General features: G+C 37.3%; 19 protein-coding genes and 1 other RNA gene. 5 read left to right on the forward strand and 15 right to left on the reverse strand.

Annotation, left to right across the window (positions count from 1 at the left end):
- Positions 1–20 precede the first annotated feature (20 nt).
- Positions 21–872: a tetratricopeptide repeat protein gene (locus AC0L3W_RS05590; RefSeq protein WP_409439453.1), complete on the forward strand. Its 852-nt coding sequence runs from the start codon at positions 21–23 to the stop codon at positions 870–872.
- Positions 873–1,085: 213 nt separating this feature from the next.
- On the forward strand, positions 1,086–1,949 hold the full coding sequence (locus AC0L3W_RS05595) for a DMT family transporter (protein ID WP_409439452.1): 864 nt from the start codon (positions 1,086–1,088) through the stop codon (positions 1,947–1,949).
- 21 nt (positions 1,950–1,970) lie between these two features.
- On the opposite strand, the gene bioD is transcribed toward AC0L3W_RS05595, so the two are convergent.
- From bioD to bioB, 4 genes are read right to left on the reverse strand one after another with little or no spacing between them, the layout of a single operon-like run.
- Entirely contained in the window at positions 1,971–2,675 is a 705-nt protein-coding gene (gene bioD, locus AC0L3W_RS05600) for a dethiobiotin synthase (RefSeq protein ID WP_290038079.1), read from the reverse strand.
- Positions 2,676–2,705: 30 nt separating this feature from the next.
- On the reverse strand, positions 2,706–3,503 hold the full coding sequence (gene bioC / locus AC0L3W_RS05605) for a malonyl-ACP O-methyltransferase BioC (protein ID WP_290038078.1): 798 nt from the start codon (positions 3,501–3,503) through the stop codon (positions 2,706–2,708).
- Positions 3,487–4,659: an aminotransferase class I/II-fold pyridoxal phosphate-dependent enzyme gene (locus AC0L3W_RS05610; protein ID WP_409439451.1), complete on the reverse strand. Its 1,173-nt coding sequence runs from the start codon at positions 4,657–4,659 to the stop codon at positions 3,487–3,489. Before AC0L3W_RS05610 ends, bioC begins: the two co-directional genes overlap by 17 nt.
- A 2-nt stretch (positions 4,660–4,661) precedes the next feature.
- On the reverse strand, positions 4,662–5,717 hold the full coding sequence (gene bioB, locus AC0L3W_RS05615; RefSeq protein WP_290038076.1) for a biotin synthase BioB: 1,056 nt from the start codon (positions 5,715–5,717) through the stop codon (positions 4,662–4,664).
- A 98-nt stretch (positions 5,718–5,815) separates the two neighbouring features.
- Between bioB and bioA the strand changes: the two genes are divergently transcribed.
- Entirely contained in the window at positions 5,816–7,114 is a 1,299-nt protein-coding gene (bioA, locus tag AC0L3W_RS05620) for an adenosylmethionine--8-amino-7-oxononanoate transaminase (protein ID WP_290038075.1), read from the forward strand.
- Positions 7,115–7,354: 240 nt separating this feature from the next.
- Positions 7,355–8,755: an asparagine--tRNA ligase gene (gene asnS / locus AC0L3W_RS05625; RefSeq protein ID WP_409439450.1), complete on the forward strand. Its 1,401-nt coding sequence runs from the start codon at positions 7,355–7,357 to the stop codon at positions 8,753–8,755.
- A 444-nt stretch (positions 8,756–9,199) separates the two neighbouring features.
- On the opposite strand, the gene purF is transcribed toward asnS, so the two are convergent.
- From purF to sohB, 7 genes are all read right to left on the reverse strand, one after another.
- The gene (gene purF, locus AC0L3W_RS05630; RefSeq protein WP_290038073.1) at positions 9,200–10,714 is read right to left on the reverse strand and encodes an amidophosphoribosyltransferase; all 1,515 of its coding nucleotides are present in this window, start codon (positions 10,712–10,714) and stop codon (positions 9,200–9,202) included.
- Positions 10,715–10,805: 91 nt separating this feature from the next.
- On the reverse strand, positions 10,806–11,309 hold the full coding sequence (locus AC0L3W_RS05635; protein ID WP_290038072.1) for a CvpA family protein: 504 nt from the start codon (positions 11,307–11,309) through the stop codon (positions 10,806–10,808).
- Positions 11,310–11,381: 72 nt separating this feature from the next.
- Positions 11,382–11,987 carry an SPOR domain-containing protein gene (locus tag AC0L3W_RS05640; RefSeq protein WP_290038071.1) on the reverse strand — a complete coding sequence of 202 codons (606 nt, stop codon included), beginning with the start codon at positions 11,985–11,987 and terminating at the stop codon, positions 11,382–11,384.
- Positions 11,988–11,999: 12 nt separating this feature from the next.
- On the reverse strand, positions 12,000–13,283 hold the full coding sequence (gene folC / locus AC0L3W_RS05645; protein WP_409439449.1) for a bifunctional tetrahydrofolate synthase/dihydrofolate synthase: 1,284 nt from the start codon (positions 13,281–13,283) through the stop codon (positions 12,000–12,002).
- Between the two features lie 13 nt (positions 13,284–13,296).
- Positions 13,297–14,082: a tRNA pseudouridine(38-40) synthase TruA gene (gene truA, locus AC0L3W_RS05650; RefSeq protein ID WP_290038069.1), complete on the reverse strand. Its 786-nt coding sequence runs from the start codon at positions 14,080–14,082 to the stop codon at positions 13,297–13,299.
- Positions 14,083–14,249: 167 nt separating this feature from the next.
- A complete protein-coding gene (topA, locus tag AC0L3W_RS05655; RefSeq protein WP_409439448.1) occupies positions 14,250–16,910 on the reverse strand; it encodes a type I DNA topoisomerase in 2,661 nt (886 codons plus the stop codon).
- A 185-nt stretch (positions 16,911–17,095) separates the two neighbouring features.
- Positions 17,096–18,145: a protease SohB gene (gene sohB, locus AC0L3W_RS05660; RefSeq protein WP_409439447.1), complete on the reverse strand. Its 1,050-nt coding sequence runs from the start codon at positions 18,143–18,145 to the stop codon at positions 17,096–17,098.
- A 124-nt stretch (positions 18,146–18,269) separates the two neighbouring features.
- Here sohB and AC0L3W_RS05665 point away from each other — a divergent pair, with 124 nt between their 5' ends.
- Complete coding sequence (locus AC0L3W_RS05665; protein ID WP_290038066.1) at positions 18,270–19,004, forward strand: YciK family oxidoreductase; 735 nt, start codon at positions 18,270–18,272, stop codon at positions 19,002–19,004.
- Between the two features lie 55 nt (positions 19,005–19,059).
- On the opposite strand, the gene AC0L3W_RS05670 is transcribed toward AC0L3W_RS05665, so the two are convergent.
- The 4 genes from AC0L3W_RS05670 to AC0L3W_RS05685 all read right to left on the reverse strand — a co-directional run bounded on the left by AC0L3W_RS05670 (position 19,060) and on the right by AC0L3W_RS05685 (position 23,328).
- Complete coding sequence (locus tag AC0L3W_RS05670) at positions 19,060–20,022, reverse strand: LpxL/LpxP family acyltransferase (RefSeq protein ID WP_409439446.1); 963 nt, start codon at positions 20,020–20,022, stop codon at positions 19,060–19,062.
- A 41-nt stretch (positions 20,023–20,063) separates the two neighbouring features.
- Positions 20,064–20,159: signal recognition particle sRNA small type (ffs, locus tag AC0L3W_RS05675), an RNA gene on the reverse strand.
- Between the two features lie 410 nt (positions 20,160–20,569).
- Positions 20,570–21,919, reverse strand: coding sequence for a CDP-diacylglycerol--serine O-phosphatidyltransferase (gene pssA / locus AC0L3W_RS05680; RefSeq protein WP_290038064.1), 1,350 nt, complete (start codon positions 21,917–21,919; stop codon positions 20,570–20,572).
- 218 nt (positions 21,920–22,137) lie between these two features.
- Entirely contained in the window at positions 22,138–23,328 is a 1,191-nt protein-coding gene (locus AC0L3W_RS05685) for an amino acid aminotransferase (protein ID WP_409439445.1), read from the reverse strand.

The following is a 23,328-nucleotide window of genomic DNA, read 5'->3' on the forward strand; positions in this document are numbered from 1 at the left end:
TTAAAATCAATGAGGTAAATATGCAAGCAGATATCTTCGACATCACTGCTCAAGACTTTCAAACTGTGGTAGCAGAAGGTTCCAAAAACAAACCTGTGCTTGTCGTATTTTGGTCTAGCCAATGTAATATTTGTAACACACTATTACCAGCACTTATCCAGCTACAACATGACTATGGCAATGGATTTACACTTGCTAGAGTTAACTGTGATACTGAACATCAAATCACTCAACATTTTGAGATTAAAAGTGTCCCTACGGCCTACATGTTTGTTAATGGGCAAGGTGTAGATGGATTTGCAGGCGAACAAACGCCAGAGTTTCTAAATGAATTGATTAAAAAGCATTTACCAGATCCTGCATTATCACTTTTAACTGATGCCCAAACGTTATTCGCAAAAGGTGAATTAGTTGAAGCAAAAGAGACATTACTCCAAGCACAGACGTTAAATCAACAAGACAGTCAAATTAAATTGGCTTTAGCGCAGGTTTATTTGGCTCTTGGTGAGTTTGAAAATGCTAAACCAATTCTAACAATTATTCCAGAAGCCGATCAAAGTATGCTTTATCATAGTTTGATATCAGAGTTAGCAGCCACTGAACAATCATCTCAGACGCCTGAAATAACAGCATTAGAGAAGGCATTAGACACTGCGCAAGACCTACCAAGTGTACAATACCAATTAGCATTACAGTATCAGCTAGTAAAGCGTTACAAGGAAGCTCTCAATCTTCTATATACTGTGCTTTCAACAGATCTGGGTTACGACAATGGTGAAGCCAAAAAAATTATGTTGGATATATTAGAAACCACCGATGATAAAGCATTGGTGTCTGAATACCGACGTAAACTCTACAGCCTACTTTATTAATTAATCTACTCGCTAATTCTCCTTTCTTAAAAGCCCCTTTAGAAAGAAAAGTGCGTGACAAGCTAAATACACAGCAGTCACGCATTCAAATCAACTCCTTTGCTCACCTCAACGCTAAGTTAAAAATAGATAAGTCATACAAATAACACTAGTTGAATAAGTCTAATTGAGTATAATGCATCACCATTTTATTCACCCATTGATGTATCACCTATGCAACAAAAGTCAGCCACACAAGCTATTTTATTACTGATATTAGCTAATTTATTAGCCTCTTTATCTGATGTGTCCCTAAAAGTGCTTAATGGTGAAGTGCCTACTTTTCAGTATGTTTTTATACGTCAGGTGATTAGTTTATTGTTCATTACACCGCTATGGTTGAGATTACCCCCCAAAAAATATAAAGATGGCTGTGATCAAATTACCTTTTGGCGGGCACAATTTATTGTTGGTGGTAGCGCCTGTGCGATGGTGGCTATTACACACCTCACTTTAGCAACAGCAAACGCAATGTTTTATGTTGCTCCTTTAATGATGCTGCCAATGTCAATTTTAATCCTTAAAGAAACACCCCCTTTAAGTAAATATATCGCAACAAGTATTGGCTTTATCGGAGCATTGATTGTACTGAGACCAGAGCAATTTCATTGGGCTGCAATTATTGCATTAGGCAGTGCACTAACTTTAGCATTTTGTAATGTATTTATTCGCCGAATACCCACTGGTCAGCATTTGATTTCAACATTATTCTGGACAACTGCAATGACATTGCCTTTGGCCTTAATATTATCGTTATTTAATTGGCAAACAATATCAATCGTCAATCTATTATGGATTGTAGCGATTAACGTTTTTGTTTTGGGTTATCATGCGTTAGTTGTGATTGCCTATAAAAAAGCGGATGTGAGTCAAATTGCTTTAGCAGAATATTCCGGTTTAGCCTTTGTCACTTTGTTTGGTATTATTTGGTTTGATGAAATACCTGACTTATTGACCGGACTTGGCATTCTATTAATTGTAATCCCTATGATGCCTTTACCTTGGAAAAAATGGCTATTAAAGATAAAACAGTCATAAAATGCGTCGGATAAATATTTTTTAGATAAAGGTCACATCAACAAACTCAGCTAAATCCATGGATTCAATATCATTCATGTATTTAATTTCAGCTAAGAGAGGTGCATTAACCATGGTTTTTAATGTCTCTATATTGTCTACAACATAGGGCATCTCAGGTTGTAAATGATTAGCAATCCAACCAGCAATAACTAATCCACTTTGTTCAATCGCTTTAGCAGTTAACAATGCATGATTTAAACAGCCTAATTTAAGCCCGACTACTAATATCACAGGTAACTGCTTTTGTATTACCCAATCTGATAATAGTCGCTGATTATTAATCGGTAAATGCCAGCCACCCGCCCCTTCTACAAAAACCAAATCACTGTTCATGGATTGTAAATGTTGTAATCCATTATCAATAATATCGATATCTATAAAAGATTCATTTTCTATAGCTGCTATATGCGGCGCAATTGGTTGCTTGAAAGCAATAGGATTGACATCTTGATAAGCTAAGTTGACAGAGCTATTTGCCTGTAAAATCAAGGCATCTTGGTTACGCAAACCTGAATCTGTTAATTCACAGCCCGCTGAAATGGGTTTATAGCCAATAGTCGTTTTATTTTGTTTATTAGCAGCTTGCAATAATGCGCGAGTACATACAGTTTTTCCAACATCCGTATCAGTCCCGGTTACAAAATAGGTCGATCGGTTAAGTAATACTTTGTTGACTAGTTTCATTATGAACAATCCCCGTTTAACTTAATTAATTTACTGCGCAACGACGTAACAGATTTGATAGCTGAGACAATACATCCCATTATTATCAACAAATGCTTGATAGCCTTGATCTAATTTGTTCAGTAGTTGCTTACCAGACAAGCTAGTATGTTTACTACCGTGAACATGATTTGCACCGATTCCTTTTAATGCTTTCATCACTGACAATAAGTCTGGATAACGTTTAACCCGTGTTTCTGTGGTTAGGTTAATATGATTAAAACCCGCCTGTTTAACAGCATCCAACACATTTTGTTGGCATAGAAACTGATTAATGTGTTTATTATTATCAACCTCTGACCAAGCTTCTTCTAATTCAAATAATGAACCGCTTAACAAGGTTGAAAAGCCTAACTTGCCCTGTCCATTTAACGTACCTTTTATCTGTTTTAAACAGTGCGCTAAATCCTGACTCCATTGCAACACTAAACTAGAGAAAACCAAATCAAACTGTGGTTCGGTAAAAGGCAAATGATCAATATCTCCCTGTCGTAACTGATAAGTATTTGCTTCTTGGTTCAGTCTTAGTTTATCGCTGACTTGCGCTAACATCGCTGGCGATAGATCAAAACAAGTTAAACGTGAGACTTTGTCTAAATTGATTAACAAATTTGAGAAATAACCCGTGCCACAACCTAAATCAAGGACATGACTATTGCTAACATTCAAATTCATTAACGACATCAATTGATGGCCTACTTCCCGTTGTAAGTCGGCGAATATATCATATTGATAAGCCGCTTTAGAAAATGAGGCTTTTACAGCTTCTTTATCAATGATGATTTGCATCAATGGCCTGCTTTAATTTCGTCACTAAAAAAAGAATATCTGATTTATGGTGGTTAACTGTTAATGTCACGCGTAACCGAGCAGCATGTCTAGGTACGGTGGGTGGACGAATTGCAGTGGTCCAAATTCCCTGTTTCTTCAACCATAGACTGGTATGCAGAGCTTGTTCACTACTCCCCATTAATATTGGTTGAATCGCCGTGTTAGAAGGCATTAACGGGATATCATATTGGTAAGATAAGTCTTTAAAATAAGCAATCAATTCAGATAAATGGTCACGACGCCACTGTTGATATTCAGCGAGTTTTGCTGCTTCACCAATGCAATACACCATGGCAGGTGGTAAACCCGTGCTATACACATAAGGTTTAGAAAAATTGTTAACAAATTCAATTAGCTCTGTTGAGCCAGCGACTAACGCTCCGCCGACACCCAAGGCTTTACCAAAAGTAGCCATGTAAATATCGATATCTGGCTGATGTTGATTTGCATGCGCTACACTGCCTTGGCCATTTTTTCCGAGAACCCCAATACCATGAGCATCATCTATCATTAACCAAGCATTATTTTGTTTAGCTAAGGAGTTTAACGCAGCGATTGGCGCGGTATCTCCATCCATGCTAAACACCCCTTCAGATATAATTAACTTATTATCAGTTTGAATATTTTGACTTAATACATGAGATAAATGCGTCATATCATTATGTTTAAAACGTTGCATTTTAGCTTGGCTATAAATACCTGCTTCCATTAAAGAGGCATGATTTAATTTATCCTGTATCAGTAAATCATCCTTTGTTAATAGCAACTTAATCATCGCCTGATTAGCTGAATAGCCTGAGTTAAATAAGGAGATGGCATCCACATTTAACCAACTTTTTAGCTGTTCAATTACATCATGATGAACTTGATTGTAGCCAGTGACAAGATAAGAGCCACCACTGCCGATACCAAAAAGATCAGCGCCCTTCTTCCACGCATTTATTAATGCAGGCTCAGAGGCTAGTCCTAAATAATCATTACTGGAAAAGTTAACGAATGACTTACCATTAACCTCGATATAGCGGCCTTGCTTACCAGTAACAGGCACTGCTTTTCGATATAGGTGTTGTGCTTTTTGTTGCGTGAGTTGATCTGATATAAATGAAAAACTCATTTTTATAGCTTACTCGTTGCATCATAGAAAAGTTCACCTTGTTCAGCATGACGAATAATCGCGGCATCTACGCTTTTCTCTGTTTCGAATGGAGATAGATTAATCTCTTCTTTATTGATACCTAATTTATTAAACAAACGCATATCAGAATTTTCATCAGGGTTCGCAGTGGTTAATAATTTACAACCATAAAAGATAGAGTTAGCTCCTGCCATAAAGCATAATGCTTGTGTTTGCTCAGACATATCTTCACGACCAGCAGATAAGCGTACATGTGATTTGGGCATAAGAATACGTGCAATAGCGATGGTTTTAATAAATTCAAAATCATCTAAGTCATCGACGTTATCTAATGGTGTCCCCTTTACTTTTACCAGTTTATTGATTGGCACACTTTCAGGTTGAACAGCCATGTTCGCTAATTGCACTAACAACCCCGATCGATCTTTTCCTTGCTCTCCCAAGCCCACGATACCACCACTGCACACTTTCATTCCAGAGTTACGCACATTATCCAATGTATCTAAACGCTCTTGGTATGTTCTCGTGGTAATTATCTCACCATAATACTCTGGTGAAGTATCTAGGTTATGATTGTAATAATCCAAACCTGCATTAGATAACTGCTCAGCTTGATTATTATCTAAGGTGCCTAGTGTCATGCAGGACTCTAAACCCAATGATTTCACTTCTTTAATCATTTCAACTAAATAAGGCATGTCACGTTGTTTTGGGTTTTTCCAAGCAGCTCCCATACAAAAACGCGTTGAACCTGTTGCTTTGGCTTCTTTAGCTGCCTTAATGACCTTTTCGACTTCCATTAAGGTTTCTTTCTCTAAACCAGTATCATAGCGTGCACTTTGTGGACAATATTTACAGTCCTCAGGGCATGCACCGGTTTTTATCGATAACAATGTACTCACCTGCACCTGATTATTAGGAAAATTATTTCTGTGAACTGTTTGTGCTTTAAACATTAAATCCATGAATGGTAAGGCAAATAGATCGTTAACTTCTTGAACAGTCCAATCATGACGGATTTGATTTTGAGATTGCATATTGTGTCGACCTGAATTGAAAAATATTTGGATAGTTTAATATTGAAAGTTACACTGTCAACTTAAAAGCACAGTTTAACTTTACAATTGGTGAATAAATGAACAATAAAGTATTTAGCAGTACATCCATTGACCTTAATTTTGATAAAGATCACATTTGGCATCCTTATACTTCAATGACAGATCCGATACCTTGCTATCCTGTTCAAAGTGCTAATGGCTGTTTAATTACTTTAGAGTCAGGTAATCAATTAATTGATGGCATGTCTTCGTGGTGGGCATGTTTGTTCGGTTATAATGTTCAAGAGTTAAACCAAGCTGCCACGCAGCAATTAGATAAAATGTCACACATAATGTTTGGTGGCCTAACACACCAACCTGCAACTAACTTAGCTAAAACACTCGTTGAAATAACGCCAAAAGGGTTAGATAAAGTTTTTTTTAGTGACTCAGGAAGTGTTGCCGTCGAAGTGGCAATGAAGATGGCTTTACAATACTGGCAATCATTAGGGAAATATAAAACCAAATTTATTGCACTCAAAAAAGGTTACCATGGAGATACTTTTGCAGCCATGAGTGTTACCGACCCTGACGGCTCAATGCACGAGTTATATCAAGACTTTGTTGCTAAAAACTATTTCACTAAACAACCCTCTATCTCTTTTGATCAAGTATGGGATGAGGAAGAAATGCACGAACTTCGTACATTGTTAGCTGAAAATCATCAGCATGTTGCCGCATTAATACTAGAACCAATTGTACAAGGTGCAGGGGGTATGCATTTTTATCACCCTAACTACCTAAAAGCAGCGCGTGCATTGTGTGATCAATATGATGTCTTATTGATTGCAGATGAAATCGCAACGGGTTTTGGGCGTACCGGTAAACTATTTGCTTGTGAACACGCACAAATTAGTCCAGATATTCTCTGTTTAGGTAAGGCAATAACCGGTGGTTATATGAGTTTTGCAGCCACTTTAACAACAGATACAGTCGCTCATACTATTAGCCGAGGTAAAGCTGGCGTATTCATGCATGGACCTACTTTTATGGGAAATCCATTAGCTTGTGCGGTAGCTAACGCCAACCTAGCTTTATTAATGAGCTGCGACTGGTCAAATTTAGTTGAAACTATTTCTAAGCATTTATCACAACAACTGACTCGTTGTGAACAATTACCTTCCGTCAAAAATGTAAGAGTATTAGGCGCTATTGGCGTAGTGGAAATGCATCAAGCCGTGGAGATGGTTACCATCCAAAAGCAGTTTGTCGATGCCGGAGTCTGGATACGCCCTTTCGGAAAACTTATCTATATTATGCCCCCCTATGTAATCACAGCAGCACAATTAAATAAGTTATGCGAGGCTATTTATAACATTTGTGAGCAAATAAAATAATAGGCAGCAAGCAACTGCCAATCATTTATTAAGTAAATCATTTGGCAGAAAAAAGACATCAACAATGACTATCGATAAAAAAATAGCCTGTCCGTATATTTATGTACTTATTTCACTATTAATAGTGCTATTAATATAAGGTCAGAGGCTTGTATCTGAATCTATCCAAGGTAAGATATGCAGCTATCAATATTTTTAGTATAAAACAGTTAACCCTGTGATTATGGAGCACAATTTAAGATGTCAAAAACACCCATTGTTGATATTTTCAACAGCAAATTTGCACTAGGCAGCCAAGTAACAGTAAAAGGCTGGATCCGTACACGTCGTGATTCAAAAGCTGGCATCTCATTTTTAAATATCTACGACGGTTCATGTTTTGATCCGATCCAAGCAGTTGTGCCTGCTGAATTAGAAAATTATACATCAGACGTGCTAAATCTATCTGCAGGTTGTAGTGTTGCTGTAACAGGTGAACTAGTAGAAAGCCCAGGAAAAGGTCAACAGTTCGAGCTTCAAGCAACTAAAGTTGAAGTGTACGGCTTTGTACAAGATCCAGAGACTTACCCAATGTCTGCAAAACGACATAGTATTGAGTACATGCGTGAACATGCTCACTTGCGTCCGCGTACTAACATGTTTGGTGCAGTCACTCGTGTTCGTAACTGTTTATCACATGCAATTCATAATTTCTTTTATGAGCGTGGATTTAATTGGATCAGTACACCTATCATCACGGGGAGTGACTGTGAAGGTGCGGGAGAAATGTTCCAAGTTAGTACGTTAGATTTAGAAAACCTACCTCGTGATGATCAAGGTAAAATTGATTACAAAAAAGATTTCTTCGGTAAAGAGACTTTCTTGACAGTATCAGGTCAGTTGAACGCTGAAACTTATGCGTGTGCACTAAGTAACGTTTACACATTCGGCCCAACTTTCCGTGCTGAAAACTCAAACACGACGCGTCACTTAGCAGAGTTCTGGATGGTTGAACCTGAAATTGCTTTTGCTGATTTAGCAGATGCAGCACAACTTGCAGAAGATATGTTGAAATATGTATTTAACGCAGTGCTAACAGAACGTGCAGATGATATGGCTTTCTTTGCTGAACGTGTTGATAAAGAAGCAATCACTCGTTTACAAAACATGGTGAGTTCTGAATTCGTACGTATGGATTACACTGACGCAATCGACATTCTACAAAAATGTGACAAGACATTTGAATACCCAGTTGAATGGGGTGTAGATTTACAATCTGAGCATGAACGTTACCTTGCTGAAGAACATGTTGGTGCACCAATCATTCTTCAAAACTACCCGAAAGATATTAAAGCCTTCTACATGAAACTAAATGAAGATGGTAAAACAGTAGCGGCAATGGATGTACTTGCACCAGGCATTGGTGAAATCATTGGCGGTAGTCAACGTGAAGAAGATCTAGCTGCGTTAGACAAACGCCTTGATGAAATGGGTCTAGATAAAGAAGATTACAGTTGGTACCGCGACTTACGTAAATATGGAACTGTTCCGCATGCTGGTTTCGGTTTAGGGTTTGAGCGTTTAGTTTCTTATGTTACTGGTGTACAAAACATTCGAGACGTTATTGCTTTCCCACGTGCTCCTGGCACAGCTGAATTCTAATCAAGCTTAAAATTGTGACACACGAAACCAGCCTATTGGCTGGTTTTTTTATGCCTACAGTAACAGCTATAATAGCATTCACAGGAATTAACCAATCTATTTTAGTTGTTAAAACAACTTATTTATTGATCGTGATTTTAGCGAAAAGAATAACTATTAAATATTAGATTAACGATTAACGAAGTGAATCTTCGAAAGTCACAAGTGATGCCTTAAACTAAGTCATTTTTTCTTCATAAAATTCCGATCACTTATTTAATAGCATAGGTATAAATATATACAATTTAAACAATAGGCAAAAAAAAGCACAGCGTAATTGCTGTGCTTTTAAGAAATGATTTATACCAATCATACTATTTAACTAAAATTACGCTTTAAATTAAGTCATTTATTCTGCGTAAAATTTAGATCACTTATTGACTACAACTGGTGTAACAATAAAGTTTAAGCTTCGTTGTACATCTCTAGATTAGCAATCTCTTCTTTTTGAGTTTGAATTTTTTTAGCGTCTTCACTTCGTAGACTTGCTAAGTAATCAAAGTACTCTTTATTGATATTAGGAGTGACGTATTGGCCATCAAATACTGAACACTCAAACGCTTTAATATTTGGATTTTGTTTACCCACTGCATCTTTTAAATCTTGAATATCTTGGAAGATTAATTTATCTGTTCCAATACAGTCGCTGATTTGTTCCGCATTGCGATTATGCGCAATTAACTCTTCAGGTGTTGGCATATCGATACCATATACATTAGGGTATCGAACTTCTGGCGCAGCAGAAGCTAAGTAAACTTTTTTAGCGCCCGCTTCACGAACCATTTCAATGATCTGTTCAGAAGTAGTACCACGAACAATTGAGTCATCTACCAATAATACATTTTTTCCTTTGAACTCAGCTGAAATAGGATTCAGTTTACGGCGAACAGATTTACGGCGTTGAGTTTGCCCTGGCATGATAAAGGTACGACCAATGTAACGGTTTTTAACAAAACCTTGGCGGTACGGTAAACCAAGTTCCACTGAGATTTCTAAAGCAATATCGTTAGACGTTTCTGGAATAGGAATAACAGCATCAATTTCTACATCAGCCCATTCACGTTTGATCTTCGCGCCTAACTTACGCCCCATTTCTAAACGAGCTTCATAAACTGAAATACCGTTCAATGTTGAATCAGGACGAGCAAAGTAAACATACTCAAAGATACAAGGAGTTAATGTTGTTTTTTCAGCACATTGTTGAGTGAACAATTTACGGTTCTCAGTAATGTAAACGGCTTCACCTGGTTCAACATCACGTAAGAAACGGAAACCGATAGTATCAAGGCCAACACTTTCAGAGGCAACGATATATTCAATATCGCCTTCGTCAGTCTGACGAGAGCCCAATACTAATGGACGAATGCCATCTGGGTCACGGAAAGCGACTAAACCATGGTCAATAATCAATGCCGTTACCGCGTAAGCACCACTGATTTGTTTATGTACTTCAGAAATAGCTGCGAAGATATCATCCGGAGAAAGATGATCCGCTTTCGTTTTACCTAATTCTGCAGCAAATGTGTTTAATAACAATTCTGAGTCTGAAGTCGTGTTAATGTGGCGGCGAGACTTCACTAAAGCAGCACGTAAATCTTTAGCATTAGTCAGGTTACCGTTATGCGCTAAAGAGATGCCCCATGGTGAGTTTACGTAGAATGGTTGTGCTTCTGCAGCACTTGAACTACCTGCTGTTGGGTAACGAACATGACCGATTCCGCTATTCCCTTTTAAACGCTGCATATGTTTTGTTTCAAACACATCTTTTACTAAGCCATTAGCTTTGCGTTGTTTAAAGTTGCCGTTGTAAGTCGTTACAATACCAGCGGCATCTTGCCCGCGGTGTTGTAATACAGTCAATGCATCATAAATACTTTGATTGACAGGAGTTGAACCAACTATACCTACTATTCCACACATAAATTGAAGCCTTTCTATTTTTAAGAGAGTTCACAAAAAAGCACAAACGAATGTGCTTTTAATGTAGTGACTAATTTTTGCTAATCAACGCTTAAATCTTTGTTGATTGTATATTTTTTAGGAAGCTAGATGAGCTTTCTAAATGTTCAAAGAACCAGGTTATAACTATGCCAAAATGAGGCGGTAATTGCGCCTCTTTCCACCATAGCGTTTCATCAAATGATGTCATGTAATCAGTGATGAAGAGTAAAGCACTCACGATTAAGATACCGCGGATCGCACCAAAAATAACACCTAACAGTCTATCAGTACCAGATAATCCAGTGACTGCGACTAAGCGATTGATGATGTAATTGACAAGGCCACCTATCAGTAAGGTAGCAATAAAGAGAATAGCGATGGCAGCACTGTTACGAAGTTTCAAATCTTCGATACCAGTAAGGAATTGTGCCATTTCGGGATAAAAATTGCTGGCAATAAAAAAAGCAGCAAACCAAGTGGCCAGCGAGACAGCTTCTTTAGTGAAACCGCGAATTAAGCTAATTAAAGACGACAAACCAATAACACCAAGAATGGTGAAATCAAACCAATTCATACTTATCCCTAAATTAATGTAAATCTATAACGCGCGCATTCTATCAGAGAATGTTTTGAAACGCTTTAAAAACTAAGGTTCAATTGGATTAAAAGGAATAACTTTTCCGTTTAGATTGGTTAAGCTTTTTAATCGTGGCAACATATCGGTTAATTTTTGTTTAGAAACATTCGGCCCAACAAAAACACGTGTTAATTGACCATCCATGACTTCCCTAGGGATAGTATGCGCTTGAAAACCTGCTTTGTTTAATTTCTTTAATAAACTATTAATATTAGCTTTGTTTTGGAAGGCACCTAATTGAATTGTCCAAGCTGGATCATCAAACACCGGCGCCTTAACAGCTTTAGGTGGTGCAGGTGTTACTGTTTTTGGATTTGTTACTTTGTTATCTTCTACAACAACCGCAGATGCAACCTCTTCCACTTTCCATTCAGATGTGACCTCAGTTGGAGCATCTTCAGCTTCTTCATTTTCAATGACTAACTCTTCCTTCGAAGAAGGCGTTGAATCTGAAAAGGATTGAGAATGCTCTTTTAGTTCAGGCTTAATAGGCGTTGCAGCAAACTCTTGCTGATAGGTATTTTTTTTACCGTCAATCAATGAAGGCAAGAAGATCACAACTAATGCGACTAATATAGTAATGCCGACTAAACGATTTTTAAACTGAGATGCCACGTTATACCCTTGCTATTTGGTTAAAATATCGGAAACAGTATGGAATGAACCGAATACTATGACTATATCAGATGCACTGATATTCTGAACTACCTTATCGACCGCGCCCAGTACATTTTCATAACAGGTCACATTATGGTTATTGTACTCACTGCTTTGATAAGCCTCTAACAATAATGATGCTGGTGCCCCACGATAACAATGTAAATCTGCGAAATGATACTCACTAATTTCACTATTAATAGCGGACAATGTCGCAGTCATATCTTTATCAGATAACATACCGACAACGGCATGCACTTTACAACATGCTGGTTTTAATTGTTTTAAGCGCTTTATTTGTGTTGCTAGATATTGCGCCGATTGAGGGTTATGTGCAACATCAATATAAAAGTCACAACCATATCCTTCAATAGCTTGTAAGCGCCCTGCTAATGTTGCGTTTTCAACTGAAGCAATTAATTTCTCTGGTGCAATCGTAATATCTAACGCTTCAATCACTGCTAACGCGGTTGATGCATTTTGCATCGGCATCAAAGTTTGTTTAATTGGTGATAATGTTTTCTGGCCAGTCCAAGACCAATGTTGTTCATCTAGCATCTTAAATGCGAAGTCTTTTGTGGCTAACTTTAATTGTGCAGAGATTGATTGAGCATGATCGATTATCGATTGTGGTACATCTAACTCTCCACAAATAGCGGGTTTATTGGCTCTAAATACTCCGGCTTTTTCGAAACCTATTTTTTCTCTATCACAGCCTAACCAATCAATATGATCGATGCCTATGGTGGTGACGACACTTACATCTGATTCCACCATATTGGTAGCATCTAAACGTCCACCTAAACCGACTTCTAAGAGTATATAGTCACAATTTGCCTGTTGTAATAAATACAAACACGACAAGGTAGCATATTCAAAATAGCTCAGAGAAATGGTTTCACGGGCATTTTCAATGATAGCAAATGCATCACAATGTGCCTGGTCATCAAGTTCAAGTCCATTAATACGTAAGCGTTCATTATAACGATGGATGTGTGGAGAGCTATAAACTCCTACTTTAAAACCAGTATCTAATAATATTTTTTCTAAATAAGCACAGGTGGTGCCTTTGCCATTAGTACCTGCAACGGTGACAACTTTAGCATCGAAATGTATTAAGTTAAGACGTTTACCTACTTCAGTAATTCGCTTTAGGCCTAATTCAATCGCATTCGGGTGTAATTGTTCTAAATGTGCTAACCATTCATTAAGTGTATCGGCAGAAAACATGTTATTAGTTGTTGGAGTTATCATTGTATTTATCACATTAAATATCTAAGAATAAAGGGCCACATGCGGGTCTTGGTAATGCAAACTGCTCTGGGTAATCAACTTCTACTAAATATAAACCACCCGGCTTCGCAGTCGCAGCTGCCTTTGCACGATCTTTGTAACCCAGTAAAGTTTGTAACCAATCAACAGGTTGTTTCTGTTGGCCTATTTCAATCAAACTACCTGCGATATTTCGTACCATGTGGTGCAGGAAAGCATTTGCTTTAATATCAATAACAATAAAATCACTATGTCGAGACACATTTAAATATTCAATAGTTCTTATTGGACTATTAGCCTGACAATGTAATGCTCTAAATGAAGTAAAATCTTGTTCACCTACTAGGTATTGACCTGCTTGATGCATTATTGATGCATCTAAATCACAATGATAGTGGCTTAAACCTTTACTTAGAATACCCGGACGATAAACACCATTGTAGATAATGTAACGGTAACGCCTTGCAGTGGCACTGAACCTTGCATGAAAGCTATCATCAACTTCTTTAACCCAACGTACAGCAATATCATCGGGTAATTTAGCATTGACACCTAATGTCCATGCACCAACTTGACGCTCTGAATCAGTGTCAAAATGTACAACTTGCCCCGTTCCGTGAACACCCGCATCGGTTCTACCAGCACAATTAACTGTAACAGGATGATTAGCAATATTAGATAACGCTTTTTCTAGCTCTTCTTGAACAGAGTTTACTTCTTTTTGTCTTTGCCAACCGTAATAGTTAGCACCATCATATTCAATACCTAAAGCTATGCGCATTTCAGATCATCCTTTTAAAAAACGCTAGTATATACAAATGTTTAAAAATTTAAACAAACAACCTTATGTTGCAGATTAAGATCGGCATTGGTTGCTGAAAAAGTGATCAATAAATATCACACACAAAAATGGCAGCGAAGGCTGCCATTATCGATTGATCTAATTTTCTACTTTTTCGCTTTGGTTTTTTTAGCGACTTTCTTTTTAGGAAGCTCTTCTACCCATTTATTATCAACAAACTTAGCCGTCCAACCCGTTGCTTTTTTGTCTATTTCCGTCATGACATATTGTTCTTTGTTCTTACGGCTATAACGCACAATGGCTAAATTACCATCTGGGTCTTGTTGAGGAGCATCAGCTAGGTAATAGAATTTTTCAGAAATTCTATCTCTAAACTGTGCTAATTCAGCTACTTTTGGAGCACGTGTCTCTCGCGAACGAGGGAAAGTGCTTGCTGCTAAGAAAATACCTGCCGCACCATCACGTAAAATAAAGTATGCATCACTTTGCTCACACTCTAATTCAGGCAAGTGTACTGGATCTTCTTTTGGCGGAGCGACTTCACCACTACGTAATATCTTACGCGTGTTCTTACACTCTTCATTAGTACAGTCCATATACTTACCAAAGCGACCATCTTTTAGCTGCATATCAGACCCACACTTGTCACATTCAACAACTGGACCATCGTAGCCTTTAATCTTAAACTCACCAGATTCAACAATATGACCATCACAGATTGGATTGTTACCACAAACGTGTAACTTACGTTTTTCATCAATCAAGTAACTGTCCATCGCAGTGTCACATTTAGGACAACGATGTTTAGCCATTAATGCCGCTGTTTCTAAATCTTCAGAGCTTAAAATGTCTTCAACTTCTTCACCATCAACTAAGTTGATAGTGGTTTTACAACGCTCTTTTGGAGGTAATGCATAACCAGAACAACCTAAGAATACTCCCGTACTCGCGGTACGAATACCCATTGGACGATCACAAGTCGGACAAGCTACATCATCAATAATGACAGGATCATTAAGACGCATACCGCCATCTTCTTCGGGTAAGTCAGCTTTATCTAGTTGCGTTGTTAAATCTTTATAAAAACGATCTAGTTCGCTATGCCAGTTAGCTTTACCTTCAGCAATCGCATCAAGATTTTCTTCCATCGCAGCAGTAAAGTCATAACTCATGAGCTCACTAAAGTTTTCAGTTAGACGGTCAGTAACGATTTCGCCCATTTTCACTGCAAAGAAACGACGTTTATCTACTTTCACATAACCACGATCTTGGATCGTTGAAATGATACTAGCGTAAGTAGATGGACGACCAATGCCCTGCTTTTCTAACTCTTTAACCAAGGCCGCTTCAGTAAATCTTGCAGGTGGCTTAGTAAAATGCTGTTGCGGATCTAATGCTACTAAACTAACTTCTTCACCTACCTTTAAGTCGGGTAGTTGCACTTCATCTGCTTTACTCTTGGTCACTGGTTGTGCTTTTGTCCAACCAGCAAAGCGTAAAGTACGGCCTTTAGCACGTAATTTATAATCACCTGCCGCAATCACTAAAGTAGATGAGTCATATAATGCAGGTAGCATCTGACATGCTAAAAATTGACGCCATATAAGTTCATACAAGCGTTTTGCATCTTTATCAGTAACATCAATTAACTCAGCACGTTGTAACACATCTGATGGACGTATCGCTTCATGAGCTTCTTGTGCACCGGCTTTACTACTATAAGATACAGGCGCTTCTGGTAAATAATTTTCGCCAAACTCTTTAGTAATAAAATCACGTGCAGAAGCCACAGCATCTTTGCTTAAGTTGGTAGAATCGGTACGCATATAAGTAATGTAACCCGCTTCGTATAAACGTTGCGCTAACATCATGGTCTTTTTGACACCAAATCCTAAACGCGTGCTCGCTGCCTGTTGCAGAGTAGAAGTGATAAAAGGCGCACTTGGTTTACTTTTTGTCGGTTTATCTTCGCGAGCATCTAGTAAGAAGGTTTCTTCTTTTAACGCATCAACCGCAACTTGTGTTTCTTGTTCGTTTACAGGCGCAAAGGTTTTGTCATTGTGCTTAAATACTTCTAAACGTAATTCAGTTTTATCTTGAGCAAGGGTTTGTGCATGTAAATCCCAATATTCAACCGGATTAAATGCTTTTATCAAACGCTCACGCTCTACCAGTAACTTTACTGCTACGGATTGCACTCGGCCTGCTGATAAACCTCTGGCCACCTTTTTCCATAACAAAGGAGACACCATGAAACCAACAAGACGATCTAAAAATCGACGTGTTTGTTGTGCATTAACGCCATCAACATTTAGTTCTGTTGGGTGTTTGAATGCTTCTTGAATAGCTGATTCTGTAATTTCATTAAATACAACGCGTTGATATTTATCATCATCGCCACCTAAAATTTCTTTCAGGTGCCATGCAATCGCTTCACCCTCTCTATCCAAATCGGTCGCGAGATAAATAGTTGGCGCATCAACGGCTAACTTCTTTAATTCATCAACTACCTTTTCTTTACCAGGTAAGATTTCATAATTAGCAGCCCAATTATTTTTTGGGTCAATACCCATTCTTGTTACTAGTGCAGCTTGTGTACGTTTTGCTGTCTCTTTCGCTTTTTGAGCAGGGGTTAAACCAGCTAAAGATTTTTTCTTTTTTGCATCGATTGATTTTTTCGCACTACCACTTGTTGGTAGGTCACGAACATGTCCAACACTCGATTTAACAATAAAATCTTTACCTAAATATTTATTGATTGTTTTTGCTTTGGCAGGTGATTCCACGATAACCAGAGATTTGCTCATATTGCTTTGATACCTAATATATAGTCTGTGTTAGAAAGAATGTTAACTCGTCCATTGAGTTTCTCTTTTTTATATAATCCAAAGTTTTGACGAATAGCAACCTATTTTTTATATTTTTAAAATATAGGTAATAAAAAGCCGACTTGAATAATAGCCGGCTTTTTAACATATTTTTAATCAAAACGTTACTTAAACATTCTTGAAATATTAGTTTGCATAATTGTCATTAAACTTGTTTGTACAGAGGCTGCTACACTTTTGCCGATCTTTTCAGCAAGTTTTTTACTTTTTTGGTAACGCACTTGTACTATATGTTTATCTTCGAATTGATCAAGTAAGTAATCATCACTGGTTTGTACTTTATCAATTAATTGTAAATCAAAGGCTTGTGAGCCATACCAATGTTCACCTGTTGCCACTTTATCAATATCTAATTGCGTGCGGTGCTCACTGACAAAATGTTTGAATAATTGATGTGTTTCTTCCAGCTCTTGTTTGAATTTTTCACGTCCCAATTCATCGTTTTCACCAAACATAGTTAACGTACGTTTATATTGTCCTGCAGTTAATTGTTCGAATTCAACATCATGTTTTTTTAACACTTTATTGAAATTTGGAATTTGTGCGATAACACCAATTGAACCAATAATTGAAAATGGAGCAGCAATAATTTTGTCAGCAACACACGCCATCATGTAACCACCACTTGCAGCGACTTTATCAACAGAAATTGTTAGCGGGATATTTTTGTCTTTTAATCGTTGTAATTGTGATGCAGCTAGTCCGTAACCGTGTACCATACCACCGCCACTTTCTAAACGTACGAAGACTTCATCTTTCTCAGTGGCGACACTGATAATCGCAGTCACCTCTTCACGTAGAGAAGATACCTCTTTAGCATCAATACTACCTTTAAAATCAATTACGTAAAGTTGAGATTGAGACTCAACCTTAGTTGCTTCCTTAGCTTCTGCTTTATCTTTTTTAGTTTTTTCTTTTTTGCGTTTTTTATCTTCTTTATGTTTTGCTTTAAGTTGTACAGGGCTTAATAGCTGTTCTGAAATAGATTTTTTTGTCTCATTAATTTGTTCAGAAAGATCAGTTAATTCCAACTCACCTTTTTTAGCTTTTTGTTTGCTAGTCAAAGCTATCACAGCAATTAAAATTGCAACAATAGTGATCACAAACGTAACTGCTTTGGCTAAAAATAGCCCATACTGCATTAAATATTCCAAAATAATTCCTCGTTATAAAATAATTCGCTCATAATGACAAAAAATGTCGCAACCTACAAAAGAGTTTAAGCCTTTTTTTAAAAAAAACGATATGATCGATTTTTTTACAAACAGAGAAACGGTTATGGACTACAATGCCCCTACTAACTTATTAGATAATAAAACAATTCTTATTACAGGTGCCGGAGATGGTATTGGTAAGGCCTTAGCCATAAAATGTGCAGACTTAGGCGCTAATCTGGTGTTATTAGGTAGAACTTACAGTAAATTAGATTCTGTAGCTCAACAGATTGCACAATTAAATAAACAACCAGCTAAAACGATACAACTAGACCTTAATGATGCCACTGAAGAGCAATATGTTAATTTAGCGAATCAATTAACTAAGGACTACATTAATTTAGATGGTTTGGTTCATAACGCGAGCCAACTTGGCAAGCTTTGTAAATTTACTGAGATAGATAATCAGACTTGGCATGAAGTCATGCAAACCAACGTTAATGCAGCATTTCTCCTGACCAAATACTTACTACCGCTATTACAGGCAGCACCGAGTGCGAGCACTATTTTTACTACCTCAAGTGTTGGTCATAAAGGGCGAGCATTATGGGGAACTTACAGTGTATCGAAGTTTGCTACAGAAGGCATGATGCAGGTACTTGCAGATGAATATTCGGACACTGTAATGCGTTTTAATGCTGTTAATCCAGGTGGAACAAGAACATCTATGCGCGCTAGTGCGTATCCAGAGGAAGATGTAAAGCGTTTGAAGACACCGGAAGAGATTTTAGATACCTATCTTTACCTATTAGGCGATGATAGCTCAGAAGTTACTGGACAACGTTTTAACGCACAGTAAAAATACTTATTCATTGGTGAATATTAATAATGTCATTCACCAATGATAACAAACGTTAATAGATACTCTGCCCTTCTTCGGGTCTAGTTTTGAGTAACTTTAACGTCCACATATATTGCGCTTTATTTTCTGCAATAACACGCTCAATAGCTTGATTCATTAAATCTGTATCATGCTGTTCGCAGCCACTTGGAATGTTGTTTAATGGTGAGTGACAGATAACATCAATCTTACCTGTTTTTGCATTATATGAAGTATAAGTAGGAATAACCACGGCTTTTCCTAATTTAGCCAAACGCCCAATCACAGGCAATGTCGCTTTTTCTGTAGCAAAAAAGGGGGAAAACACACTACTTTCGCGACCATGATCTTCATCTGGCAAATAATAGAAGTGTGCTTTATCTCTTAAGCTTTTGATGCAGGGCTTCAAGCCTTCACTTCGGTGATATAAAGTGCCCTTTTCGTGTAAACGGCTAAAACGTGTTCTGTAATTTGTAACAAACCAATCAAATATTGGATTTTTATAATCTTTAAACATACTTGATAAAGGGTAGCCTCTTGCAGATATCGCAGCAACACCAGCGAAATCAAGGCCATAACAATGAGGTGCTAAAAAAATAATCGCATTTCCAGCTTGCTCTGCTTCTTTTACAAAGTGCTCACCGATGAAATTAATGCGCTTATGAAGAAAAGATTGACTACGAAATGCAATCTCACCCAGTGACAAAGCAATTTGCGCCATAGAACGAAAGTTCTTCTTCATTAACGCATCTTTATCTGACTCTGAATACTCGGGGAAACACAGGCCAATATTAGTAAAGGCGATTTTTTTACGCTTTTGTAAAAATTTTGCAGAATAAAGTTTATCTGCGCACCAAGAAGCAAAACGATCTCGAATACTAACAGGTATATAACTACAGATAAATAATAATGCGAGTAAGCTCCATGTTCCCCAATACTTTGGTAAAAAATGTTTTGCTTTAAGCGATGTATCAAACTGGGAATTGTATTGAGTCATAAATGTTGCTTTTTACAGGGGGTTGAGTGATTGGGTGGTAGACCTCCCAGCAAACTCTCGGCACTTGAATCACCTACTATGGCTGCTGCCTTCCGGCTCTGACCAGGTTAATAAGTTATCAATGCGAGAAACCAAGAGGCCTACCATTGTCACTGCATCAAGCCTTGACTTGATGCGAGGGATTATACGTAAGCCCCGATATAATTCAATAGATAATTAGTTATTTTATATCTAAGCGCTTAAATAGTCAACAGTTTTTACTTGGGTGATTAAAAACCATACTATTTAAAAAATATGTACATTATTTTTGTTGTCAAATACGAAAATAGATTGATAAAGATAAAAAACAATCTATTTGAACAATAACCTAGATCTCTTGTGAAGCGAGGATAGACTGTTATGAGGAATTACAAACAAAATAATATAATGGAGTGTAATTAGATTGAAATATCCCGAATACTTAATCCAAGTATTCGGTGTATCTATCGATCACTGTAGCTCATCTTTTGAAAAATGATAAGCTGTCATGATTCGCTGAATAGCCAGGCTAAATAATACCTTTAATTATTCGATCTGCTTTAACACGTTTCAGTCGAGAAATAAGCTGTTTAACTTTGTCTGGATAAGTAGCCATATCATCAATATCTTGGTAACTCTCAATTAAACGAGTGTGAACCAGTATATTATCTAATTCCGTATGTATCTGTTCACTCAACTGTTTTTTAGGGTCATCAATCAGCAAACCATTTTCAAGGTCCAAACGCCACGCTCTAGGATTTAAATTATGCCCAGTTAATAAAGAAAAACGCTGGTCGGAGTAAATACCTTTTAGGTGAAAACTATTGGAGTCATGTTTCCACAAATGTATCTTGAGATTGCCTTGTAAAATAGACGTGTGATGTTTTTTAGCAAAGTTACGCAAATTAACTTCATATAAATATGGTAAAGCCGCAATGGTTTTAAATGGTTTATCTTCAGGAATATAAAAGTCGTTGGCCGTTTTGTCCCCTACTACAATAGTTATTTTGACTTTACGTTTTAGTAATGAAGAAATATCGCGAGACAATGCCGTCGGCAAATTAAAGTAAGGAGTGAACAGAATTAATTCCTGCTCGGTAGAATGGAAAATAGCGCGAATGACTTTATTTAATAAATTTTTCTTAGTGCCTATTCCAGTAAGCGGTCTAATAGCAACACAATCAGTTGTTTCAGGATCAAAATGATAACCTGATAACTTTAAATTCCTGCTTAAGTTTTTGTGTTCTTTTTTCAGTTCATTAAAGCGTGGAACATAGGGAGAATTTAGTTGAACCACTGCCTCACTATTTACGATCACCTGTTTCAAGTAATCCACCATAGTATCCGCTAGCGCTTTATCTTTAATCAGCCAGTAACGATCAAAACGATAACGCTCTTGTTGATGTAAATAGATGTTGTTAATACTTGCACCGCTATAAAAAACTAAATCATCGAAAATAAAGCCTTTTAAGTGCTGAACTCCAAACAATTCTTTACGTTTTACTGGCAAACCAACAATCTTAACACCCTGGCCATTTATCTCTGCCATTTTCTGATACCAAGTAGTATTGGTATCCCCCCCTTTTGCAGCACCGATCAAACCACGTTGAGCCCGATGAAAATCGATGCACACGGTAATATCTAAATTAGGATGGTTTTGTTTCGCTTGGTATAAAGCCGCTAAGACTTCTTCACCAGCTTGGTCAGCTTCAAGATATAAAGCAGCAATATAGATACGCTGAGTTGCGTTATTGATTTGTGCAAATAATTCAGTTTTAAATGCTTCTGTCGTTAGCAAACATTTAATATCACTTGCAGTAACAGGCAGTTTTTTCAATTTTGTTAAAAATGAAAGACTTTGATTAATTTTTTTACTCATAGCTCTCTATCATGTGTTACCAGTCTCAGTTCGTATTGTTTTACGTTACACTATGGTCACAGTAAACCATTAATAAATACAATACAAAGTTAGATATAGACTCGGTTATATATCAATTAAATTAACCTTAAACAGTTTATTAAAGTTAATGTAATAAATATAATTAAACCTTAATGATTACTCATTAAGGTTTAAAAATTCAACTATTTAATTAGATATTAAATAACTTTAGCTAATGCATCACACAAAGGTTGCATGTTGTTTTTAGTCATACCAGCTACAGAAATACGTCCAGAGCCTACGATATAAACAGCATACTCTTCTTTTAAGCGATTTACTTGATCAACCGTTAAACCAGAGAATGAGAACATACCTAATTGACGACTAATAAAGCTAAAGTCACCTTCAACACCTTTCTCTTTCAATGTAGCTACAAACAGATCACGCATCTCTTGAATACGGTTACGCATATCAGCAACTTCTTGAACCCATTGCTCATATAAAACTGCATCATTAAGAATAGTTGTTACAATCGCAGCACCATGTGATGGTGGGTTAGAGTAGTTAGAACGAATACCCGCTTTAATTTGGCTAAATGCTGCATCAGCGATGTCGCTATCTTCAGCTACCAAAGTAATACCACCAACACGTTCATTGTATAAACCAAAGTTTTTAGAGAATGAATTGGCAATTAATAACTCTTTGTTGTATTCAGCAAATACTCGTAAACCTTGAGCATCTTCTTCAACACCATTACCAAAACCTTGATATGCGAAATCAAAGAATGGTATAGCACCTAATTCAGCAACGAGTTTCGCTAAAATTTCCCATTGTTCAGGAGTAGGATCAATACCCGTTGGGTTATGACAACAACCGTGGAATAAGACCATATCGCCGGCTTCAACAGATTGAAGTGAGGCAATCATCGCATCAAAATCAAGATCTTTAGTTTCAGCATTGTAGTAGTCGTAAGTCACTACTTCAAGACCTGATGTTTTGAAAACATTACCGTGGTTAGCCCAAGTTGGATTGCTCACCCAAATTTTCTTGATACCTAATTTCTGCACAGCAAAGTCTGCACCTGTACGTAATGCACCAGTACCACCTGGTACTTGCGCTGTACGAGCACGTTTTGACGTAATGATTTCAGCATTTTTGCCGAATAATAAAGTTTGAACAGCTTCACCGTAAGCAGCAATACCTTCAATGGTCAGGTAGCTTTTGGTAGTTTCTTCAGCAAGTAAACGTTTTTCAGCTTCTTTAACAGTCGCTAAAATAGGTGTTTGACCCATCTCATTTTTGTAAATACCAACACCTAGGTTGATTTTATCTTCACGACTATCTTTTTTGAATGCATCTGTTAAGCCTAAGATAGGATCTGCAGGTGCCATACTCACTTGTTCAAACAT

Source organism: Psychromonas sp. KJ10-5 (assembly GCF_055808325.1).